The following is an 8,774-nucleotide window of genomic DNA, read 5'->3' as shown; positions in this document are numbered from 1 at the left end:
GGGGTTCAAGTCCCCCCTCGGACACCGGCAAAAGCCCTGGTCACAGGGCTTTTTTGCATTTCGGGCAGCAACACCGAGTGCAACACTGATCAGGTTCAGAGGGCCGCGAACTTTGCGGCTGCCTCGGCCTGTATTCCGGGCAATGCGTGTGCCCCAACCGCTGCTGTAGGACGTTCACCGGGCCCCGGCTTGAGAGCGGACGTCGCTCACGTGTGCCCGCGCGATTCGAGATCCGCGTATCGAAGGGGCGGAATCCGCGGTGCTGCGGTGACTGCTCGCGCTACTGACTTGGCGAGGCGGTACGGCACTTCCACCGGGCCATGTACTCCGTCGTGAACAGCCAGCCATCGGCCGGCGTCCAGTACATGTCGGACCCCAGGGCGGTACGCGGGATCTCCCCGACGACAAACCCCTCACTGCCTCCCCGGCTCCGACGGGCGATCGTGTACGTCCGGCCGATACTCGTCGGCAACGGCTGCCGCCAAGCCCCCCGTTTCCTAACCGAACTGGCCGGGCGCGCCCGTGGTCACGAATCCGTCGGCGACGTCTGGCGATCCTCCCAGTCAATGCCCGACATGTCGAAGACCGACAGCGACCCGATTGAGACCTTGGTGGCCGCGGAGGTCGCGGCGGTCATTGACGCCCCTGGCGGACCCTCGTGTGGTGTTGCGTGTGGACGTATCGCTTGCGGTGAAATCCGCGACAAGGCGCAGCCGCGGCGGCCGCCCCCATGGGGGCGGACAGCTGGGTGGGCGCCTTGCCCGCCACGGGGGGTGTCGGGTGCCGTGGCGGGCAGGCCTGGGGTCGGGGCGGGGCGGGGGTCAGGCGATGTTGAAGGCTTGTTGGAGACGGGGGATGTAGTCGGCGAGGTCCTGCTTCCAGCAGAGGTAGTTGTGGCCGCCGCGGCAGTCGGCCCAGGGGGTGCCGGTGCCGTCGCCGTAGTTGACGAAGTAGGAGGGCACGCCGGCGGCGTCCAGGGCTGCCTTGAAGTGGTTGGCGGCGCCGGGCAGCCACCATTCGAGGGCGAGGCCGTAGGGGTCGTTGACGGGGACGGGCGGGACCGCGCCGCCGCCGCCGTTGCCGACGTAGATGGAGACGCCGATGCCGCGCAGGGCGGCGGCGTGCGTGGCCGGGCTGGCGTCGTTCCACAGGACGTCGGAGTAGGGGTAGTTGACGGAGAACGGGTACGGGGTGCCGAACAAGTCGTCGCTGCCGACCTGGGGGCTGTAGGTGGTCAGCGAGGCGACGACGGCCAGGCGCAGGTCGGCGGACATGCGGGACAGGTCCAGGTCGCCGGAGAACGAGGCGACCTGGGAGAACAGTTCGGGGTGGCGCTCGGCGTAGCGGACGGCGCCGAAGCCGCCCATGGAGATGCCGGCGACGGCCCGGTGCTGCTTGTCGGGGGCGGTACGCAGGTTCGCGTCGATGAACGGAATCACCTGGTTGATATGGAAGTTCTCCCACCGCTGGGGGCCGGCGGCGCTGTTCTGGTTGAGCCAGTTGGCGTACCAGCCCCGCGGGCCGCCGTCCGGCATCACGAAGATCATCCCGGCCGAGCTGCCGATCGTCGGGTAGGCGGAGAAGTACGTGGCGGGGTCGGATGTTGGGCTGGAGCCGTTGAGCAGGTAGAGCACGGGATAGCGCTTGCCGGGGTTGGTGTAGTAGTCGGACGGCAGCACGATCCTGATGTGGTGCCCGCCGTCGTTCAGCGCCGTCCCGGCGACCTCGGGGGTCGACACGGTGATCACGAAGTCGTGTGCGGTGTTGGGCACTTCCGGCCTGGGCGCGGTCGGCAGCTGGGTCAGCCCGTACGCGTCGGCAAGAACCGGCGGAGAGGTGGGCGGGTCTTCGGCCCGCGCGGCGGACGGGCCGACGAGCGCGGTCGCAAAAGCGGCGACCGCCGTGGCGACCGCCGCGGCGGACATGGTGAGGCTGCGTTTCACTGGTGGTCCCCCGAAGTCTGCGGCCCGCGTTCGTACGGGCCTGTGGGCACGGCACGGTCCATGGCTGGTGCACCGAACTTGCCAAGGGCGTCGGCGACTGCCCCGTCGTTTATGACCGACCGGTCGGGCATAGATTTGATCGCGCAGCCTGAGATGTCAAGCAAAGGGCAGGAAGGGCACGGGTCTTCGCCCGACTGATGGTGGCCGGATTCCGCTCACAGCCGTGTGTGTGTGGGGGGGACGGCGTCCGCTCGGTCCCCGCCGGGACTTGGCGTCCCGGTCGTGCCCCGCCACGGCAAGTCTCCTGTGGGACACGCTCATCGGAAGACGCGGGCGCAGCCCGGATCGTCCGGCAGGTACGCGCACCATCGGCCGATTGGCCGACGCGCGGATGGCACTTGCGTCCGGGCACAAGGCATGGCTGCCGCCCACCCTTGTCGGCCAGGACAAGATTGCGGCCCGTTGGAAGCAACGCGGAGTGGATCCGGCAACGCGCGCACGCTGTCGCTTCGCCGGGCGGACACGGTGGTCGCGCCCGGGGCGATGCGTCGGCTGCCGGCAATTTCCGTACGCCGAAGTACTCGGCCTGCGCCTCACGATTGCAAACGCGACCAGGACAGGGTCGGCACGCGCGTCCAGGGCTGCCCGGTGGTGGGAGCGCTTGCGGTCAACAGTCCGCGGTTGTTCCGCGCATGGCTGTGACGCGCAGGTCGTTCTCGGGCCCGACCTGGGCGGGTGGCCGAAGTCCTCGAACGTGCTCGACGACCGGTCGGCTCATGGGGTCAAAGCTTGTGGAGTCCTGTGTAGGGGTTGAGGATCCGGACTTTGTACGAGCCGAAGTCGACGAGCATCGCCGTCTCGTCCTCGACACCGATGACCTTGCCCAGGCCGTAACGGTCGTGTGAGACCCGTTCCCCTGGATCGAAGTGTTTGGCCACCGGCGCGGCCGGGACCGTGAAGGGGCTTGTGGACAGCTGGCGCCGGGGCGCGGGTCGTTTCATCATGTAGGGCCAGTATGCGCTGTCAGGGGTCCCGACTCCAGATCAGACCTTGATGGGTGGCGAAGAGCCACGGGCCGTCGCCCTGGGTCACAAGCGGGCCGAGGCCCGGGGTGCGCGGCGCCGCCGGGCGGGCGGCTGCGGGGCCCGCGGGGGCGGCGGGGGGCCCGGGTCGGGCAGCGGCTGGAACGGCAGGTCGCCGCGGTAGCCGACGGCCAGGCAGAGCTGGCGGGCGGCCAGGCGCCTGGCGTCCGCGAGATCCAGGGCGGGGGCACCGGTGAGGAGCCGGATCGTCAGGCCGTCGAGCAGGGCCATGGCGACGGTGGCGACCTCGTCGGGGTCGCAGTCGCGGAAGTCGCCGGTCTCCAGGCCGTCTTCGACGACGGCGGCAAAGGGACGCAGGACCCGGTTGCGGAACTCCCCGAGAGTGGCGGCGAGTTCCGCCGATCCGGCGGACCGGGACTCCAGCTCGGTCCACAGCCGGCACTCGAGCACGTCGTCGTGCGTGAGCGGGAGCCCGAAGTCGACCAGGTCGGCCAGGCGTTCGGCCGGGGTGTCGCGGTGCGCGTGCCGGGTACGGCGTGCCAACCGCGCCTCGGCGCGCGCCAGCGAGTGTGTCAGCGCGTCGGTGAGCAGCTTCTCGCGATCGGCGAAGTGGTAGTGCACCAGCGGACTGGACACGCCCGCCCGGGCCGCGATGTCGGCGATGCGCACCCCGTCGAAGCCGTCCCGGGCGATCAGCTCCAGGGCCGCCTGCAAAATGCCCTCGCGCGCCCCGCCCGAGGTTCCCGCGGTTGCTTCCTCCGCCTGCGCCGACTGCTTTTTCACGGCATCGATCCTGTCACAGCCCTTGCTCTCGCCCCGATCCTGACTTTAATGTCAGGCCACCTCCTCCTGACTTTAACATCAGGAGATCGCGCAAGGAGAGCACCATGAGTCGCTACGGAGCGATGTTCGGCCCCGACATCACCTTCCTCGGGGTGGACCCCTGCACGCTGGACGAGCCCGCCACCTACGCGGACGCCGACGTCGTGATCGTCGGGGCGCCGTTCGACGGCGGTGTCAGCCACCGCCCCGGCACCCGCTTCGGCCCGTCCGCGATGCGGTCCACGGACTACAACACGCACGACGGGTCCCGCCCGTCCCTCCCGCTGCGCGTCGACGCCTTGCGGGACCTGCGCGTCCTGGACGCCGGGGACGTCGAGATGTTCGCGGGCGACATCGAGGGCAGTATCAAGGCGATCGAGGACGCCGTCGCGACCGTCGCCGCGTCCGGCGCGGTGCCGCTCGTCCTCGGCGGCGACCACACCGTCGCCCTCCCCGACATCACAGGGGTCGCCCGCCACCACGGATTCGGCCGTGTCTCCGTCATCCACTTCGACGCACACGCCGACACCGCGCACATCGAGTTCGGGCACCTGCACGGGCACGGGCAGCCGATGCGCCGCCTCCTGGAGTCGGGGGCGGTACGCGGCGACCGGTTCCTCCAGATGGGCCTGCGCGGCTACTGGCCCGACGCCGAGACGCTGGACTGGATGGCCGACCAGGACATGCGCTCGTACGAGATGAGCGAGATCGTCGCCCGCGGCCTCGACACGTGCGTGGACGAGGCCATGGGCATCGCCCTGGACGACTGCGACGGCGTCTTCCTCTCCGTCGACGTCGACGTCGTCGACCCGGGCATGGCACCCGGCACCGGCACGCCCGAGCCCGGCGGCCTGACCTCCCGGCAACTCCTCGACACCGTACGGCGACTCGCGTTCACACTGCCGATCGTCGGCATGGACGTCGTCGAGGTCTCACCGCCGTACGACCACGCCGACATCACCGCCTTCCTGGGCAACCGCATCGTCCTCGAAGCCCTGTCCGGCATGGCCGCCCGCCGTCGCGGGGACGCCTGGCAGCCCGCCCGGCCGCTGCTGGACGGACGCGGCGGCAAGGCGTCCGCGGCCCGCTGATCCCGGCAGCTGACGAGAGCGCGGGGCACCGCACGACAGGTACGCCCCCGCCCCCACCGACCAGGCGGGTGCCCGCAGCCCCGGGCACCCGCCGCCCCAGTCCCTGGCCCGACTCGACCTGCCCGACTCGACCTGCCCGACTCGACCTGCCCAACCCCACCTGCCCGTCTTCCCCTGACCATCGCCCCCGGACCAGTGCCCCAGCCCCGGCCCCAGCCCGGTTCCTGCCCCGCTCCCCGCCCGAATCCCCGCCCAAATCCCCGCCAGGAGGCCCCGTGTCCACCGCTGAATCCGCCGAACCGGCGGGAGCCGCCGACGCGTTCGGGCCCGACGGCACGGTCACCGCCACGGCGCCCGCAACTCCCCCCTCGCACATCGAGACCCACGGCATCGACTTCATCCCGCTCGACGAGCGCCACGGCCGGCCCCGCGAGCTCTTCTTCGTGTGGGCCGGCGCGAACATCAACTACCTGCCCATCGTGCTCGGCGGCTCCCTCGTCCTCCTCGGCCTCGACACCTGGCAGGGCCTGCTGGTGGTCCTCCTCGGCAACCTGTTCTGGGCGTTCAACGGCCTCCTCGCGGTCAGCGGCCCGGTCTCCGGGACCCCGTGCAGTGTGCTCGCCCGTGCCACCTACGGCGTCCGGGGCAACCGCGTCGCGGTCGTCCTCACGAACTGGTCGGTGTGCGTGGCGTACGCCGCGATCAACCTCGCCATGGGGTCCCTGGCCGCCTTCGCCCTGCTCGACCACCTCGGCATGACCGTGACCACCGCGACCGAGGCCGTCGTCGTCGCCGTCCTCGCGGCCGGCACGCTCGTGGTCGGCGTCTACGGGCACGCCCTGATCCTGCGCCTCAGCCCGGTGTTCACCCTGGTCCTGGCGGTCGTCCTCACCGCACTCACCGCCTTCGTCGTCGTGCACGCCGACCCCGGCCGACGGCCCGACGGCGCCCCGCAGGGCGCGGACCTGCTCGCCGCCGCGCTGCTCGGGTTCGCGGTCGTCGCCTCCGGGCCGCTGTCCTGGGGCACCGGCGCCGACTACGCCCGCTACCTGCCTGCCGACGCCTCCCGCCGTGCGGTGGCCGGCTGGACCGCGCTCGGCGGGTTCCTCCCCTCGGTCGTCCTGGGTGCGGTCGGCGTCCTGGCCGGCACCGCCGTCGACATGACCGATCCGCAGGTCTCCTTGCGGGAGATCGTGCCCGGGTGGTTCTACCCGCTGTTCCTCCTGGCCGTCGTGGTCGGCTCGGTCGCCAACAACATCCTCACCACCTACAGCTCCGCGCTCGCGCTGCAGGCGATCGGGGTACGCGTCGGCCAGTGGACCGCCGTCCTCCTCGACGGCGCGATCGCCACGGCGGTGGCCGCGTACGCGCTGTTCGTCACCGACTTCCTCGACGCACTGAACAACATCCTCGAACTCACCGTGGTGGTCCTCGGCCCCGGCCTGGCCATCAGCGCGGCCGACCTCGTCCTGCGCCGCAACCACTACCCGGGCCCGGGCCTCCACGACGAGTCACCCACCGGCGCGTACTGGTACCACGGTGGCGTCAACACCGCTGGGCTGGCCGCGCAACTCCTGGGCAGCACCGTGGCGTTGCTGTGCCTGAACTCCACCATGTACGTCGGCCCCGTAGCCGACGCACTCGGCGGTGCCGACACCTCGGCGATTCTCGGGCCGGTCGTCGGCGCCGGCGTCTACGCCGCGCTCTTCACGACCGTCTACCGCCGTCAACTCGCCGAGGCCCGCATCGCCGCAGGCCGCCGGCCCCGGCACCGGACGCCCGCCCCTGAGCGCACCGGATGACCGTCCACGCGCGGTCCTCGCCGGGTCAGTTCTCCGGGATGTACGCGGTGCACGTGCTGAACGCGCTGTTCAGGACGCAGTCGAACAGCTGGTTCCACTTGCTGTCGTCGTCGGCGGCAGCCTTGGACAGCGTGTCGGCACACGAGTCATCGCTCAGGCCCCAGAGGGCACCCTCGGGCCAACCGGCCTCGCTGGTCCGGCTCTGGATGGCGTCGATGCAAGCCTGCGGCGGGTCATAACTCCTGACCGCCGCCAGGAACTCGTTGTACTTGGAGTCCTCCGGCGAGCCGGACGAGCCCGGTACGGCGGCCTGCTGCTGCAGCGTCTGCTGCGCGGCCGACCTCGCCTCCGGCGACGCGTTCGGGTTCTGGAGGACCACCACCGCGTCCGCGACCTCGTCGGCCTTCTCCTTCAGGACGTCCTCGACCTTCGCCTTGTCCTCCGGCTTTTCCGGAGCCGTCTCCGGCTTCTGGACGGCCACCAGGCCGCCGGCGATCTCGTCGGCGGTCTTGAGCAGGTCGGCCTTGTTCGCCGCCGGGGTCATCGGGTCCAGGGCCACCGCCGAGTAGAAGGCGAGGTTCTGCGCGATCGCCTGGTTCTTCTCCCGGTCGGCCGCCGACAGGTTCGGGTCCTGACTGCGCCGCACCGCTTCGTTGATGCCCTGGGCGAGCTTGGTGTAGAGCGCCTTGTCGGCCGCCGAAGTCGTGGGCGCCGAGGCCTCCTTCAGGACCACGTTGACGTTGTCCACGATGACCTTGTAGACGTCCTTGTTCTGCTGCGTCGCGGCCGGATCGTTGATGACCTTCAACGCCGTGGCCAGCCCGTCCCGGAGCTGCTTCTTCACGTCCTCGGACACGTTGAGGGCGGCGATCCGGGCCTCGACCTCCTGGGGCGTCACGCCCGCCTGGAACTGCTGCAACTGCTTCGGGATCTGCGGAGCCTGCGATTCGCCCTGCGAGGGACTGCCGGACTCCCCCTCCGAGGGCGTGCCGGGCTCGTTGTCCGAGGGAGTGCCTCCGTCCGGCGCGTCCGGCTGCTCGGACTCCGGCTCGGGTGCGTCGGGTGACTGCGGGTCCGGCGGATCGGGTGCCGGGGGTTCCGGCGACGGCGGGTCGGGTGGTGCCGGTGTGTCGGCGACGGGCGCGTTCGGGGCCCGGGAATCGGCGTCCGGCGCGGCGGCGGCCGCGGTGGGGAACGCGACTGCGGCGGCCAGGCAGGAGACGCCGACTATCCGGGAGAGCTGTCGCCGGGCGGTTTTGGACATGGTGAATCCAGGTGCGTTCGGGGATTGCTGCTGGGCCGGTGCCGCCCTCGGCCCTGGAACCGGGCCAAAGTCACCGGATGCGAAAGTTCAACCGTCCCCCCGATTGACAAGATCCACTCTTCGCCTCCTGATGGCCGGCCGCAAGTCAGCCGTGGTGACCGGCACGAGGTTGTCCTATGCTCCGCCGTCGAACGCGCCGCTCAGTGCCGCGATGTACGTCGCGTTCGCGGCGCGGTCGGCGAGCGGGATGTCGATGGGCCTGCGCGAGACCAGCATCCGGTAGTAGATCGGCGCGGCGAGGGCCGCGATGAGCTCGACGCCGTCCGTGGTTGACGGCAATTCGCCCCGCCCGACGGCGTGTTCGACGATGACGGCGGCACGCCGGTTGCGGTCCGCGAAGAACGCGTGCAGAGCGTCGGACGCGCGCGGGTTCTTGGTGGCCGCCGCGACGACGGTCTCGATGAGCGCGCGGATCGTGGCGTTCTCCACGTACAGCGTGACGATGGACCGCGCGAAGTCGCGGAGGTCGTCGGCCAGCGAACCGGCGTCGGGAAAAGGGAGTTCGGTCGTCCCCAGGCGGGTCAGCAGGTCGACGACCAGCCCTTCGACGGTACGCCAGCGCCGGTACACGGTGGTCACGTGCACGCCCGCGCGCCGCGCGACGTTCTCCATGGTCAGCCCCGCGTAGCCGGTCTCGCCCAGTTCGGCGAACACGGCGTCGAGCACCGCCTCGCGGTTGCGCGCGGTGCGCCCGCCGGGGCGCTGCGCCCCGGGATTGTTCGCCGACTCGCTCACGCGGCCTCCGACCG

7 protein-coding genes are annotated in these 8,774 nt (G+C 71.0%); 2 read left to right on the top strand and 5 right to left on the bottom strand.

From position 1 onward, the window contains the following. Nucleotides 1-821: 821 nt before the first annotated feature. From AB0C36_RS09560 to AB0C36_RS09550, 3 genes are all read right to left on the bottom strand, one after another. Nucleotides 822-1,943: an alpha/beta hydrolase gene (locus AB0C36_RS09560; protein ID WP_358351746.1), complete on the bottom strand. Its 1,122-nt coding sequence runs from the start codon at nt 1,941-1,943 to the stop codon at nt 822-824. Nucleotides 1,944-2,725: 782 nt separating this feature from the next. After that, nucleotides 2,726-2,947 carry a hypothetical protein gene (locus tag AB0C36_RS09555; protein ID WP_358351743.1) on the bottom strand — a complete coding sequence of 74 codons (222 nt, stop codon included), beginning with the start codon at nt 2,945-2,947 and terminating at the stop codon, nt 2,726-2,728. A gap of 84 nt (nt 2,948-3,031) precedes the next feature. Next, complete coding sequence (locus AB0C36_RS09550; RefSeq protein WP_358351740.1) at nt 3,032-3,769, bottom strand: TetR/AcrR family transcriptional regulator; 738 nt, start codon at nt 3,767-3,769, stop codon at nt 3,032-3,034. A gap of 104 nt (nt 3,770-3,873) precedes the next feature. Here AB0C36_RS09550 and speB point away from each other — a divergent pair, with 104 nt between their 5' ends. Together speB and AB0C36_RS09540 are read left to right on the top strand one after the other, a co-directional pair. Continuing rightward, on the top strand, nt 3,874-4,899 hold the full coding sequence (gene speB, locus AB0C36_RS09545; protein WP_358351737.1) for an agmatinase: 1,026 nt from the start codon (nt 3,874-3,876) through the stop codon (nt 4,897-4,899). Nucleotides 4,900-5,174: 275 nt separating this feature from the next. Continuing rightward, a complete protein-coding gene (locus tag AB0C36_RS09540) occupies nt 5,175-6,701 on the top strand; it encodes a purine-cytosine permease family protein (RefSeq protein WP_358351734.1) in 1,527 nt (508 codons plus the stop codon). 25 nt (nt 6,702-6,726) lie between these two features. Here AB0C36_RS09540 and AB0C36_RS09535 read toward each other — a convergent pair whose 3' ends face one another. Both AB0C36_RS09535 and AB0C36_RS09530 read right to left on the bottom strand, forming a co-directional pair. Further along, nucleotides 6,727-7,965 carry a hypothetical protein gene (locus tag AB0C36_RS09535; protein WP_358351731.1) on the bottom strand — a complete coding sequence of 413 codons (1,239 nt, stop codon included), beginning with the start codon at nt 7,963-7,965 and terminating at the stop codon, nt 6,727-6,729. Nucleotides 7,966-8,139: 174 nt separating this feature from the next. Continuing rightward, the gene (locus tag AB0C36_RS09530) at nt 8,140-8,760 is read right to left on the bottom strand and encodes a TetR/AcrR family transcriptional regulator (protein ID WP_358351728.1); all 621 of its coding nucleotides are present in this window, start codon (nt 8,758-8,760) and stop codon (nt 8,140-8,142) included. Between the last annotated feature and the right edge of the window lie 14 nt (nt 8,761-8,774).

It is taken from the genome of Streptodolium elevatio, assembly GCF_040649515.1.
Classification (GTDB): domain Bacteria; phylum Actinomycetota; class Actinomycetes; order Streptomycetales; family Streptomycetaceae; genus Yinghuangia; species Yinghuangia elevatio.
This window is presented reverse-complemented; position numbering and strand designations above follow the sequence as displayed.

Bases quoted from the DNA above. Each gene is read 5' to 3' on its own strand.
- AB0C36_RS09555 (WP_358351743.1), bottom strand. From the start codon at position 2,947: ATGATGAAACGACCCGCGCCCCGGCGCCAGCTGTCCACAAGCCCCTTC.
- AB0C36_RS09535 (WP_358351731.1), bottom strand. From the start codon at position 7,965: ATGTCCAAAACCGCCCGGCGACAGCTCTCCCGGATAGTCGGCGTCTCC.
- speB (WP_358351737.1), top strand. From the start codon at position 3,874: ATGAGTCGCTACGGAGCGATGTTCGGCCCCGACATCACCTTCCTCGGG.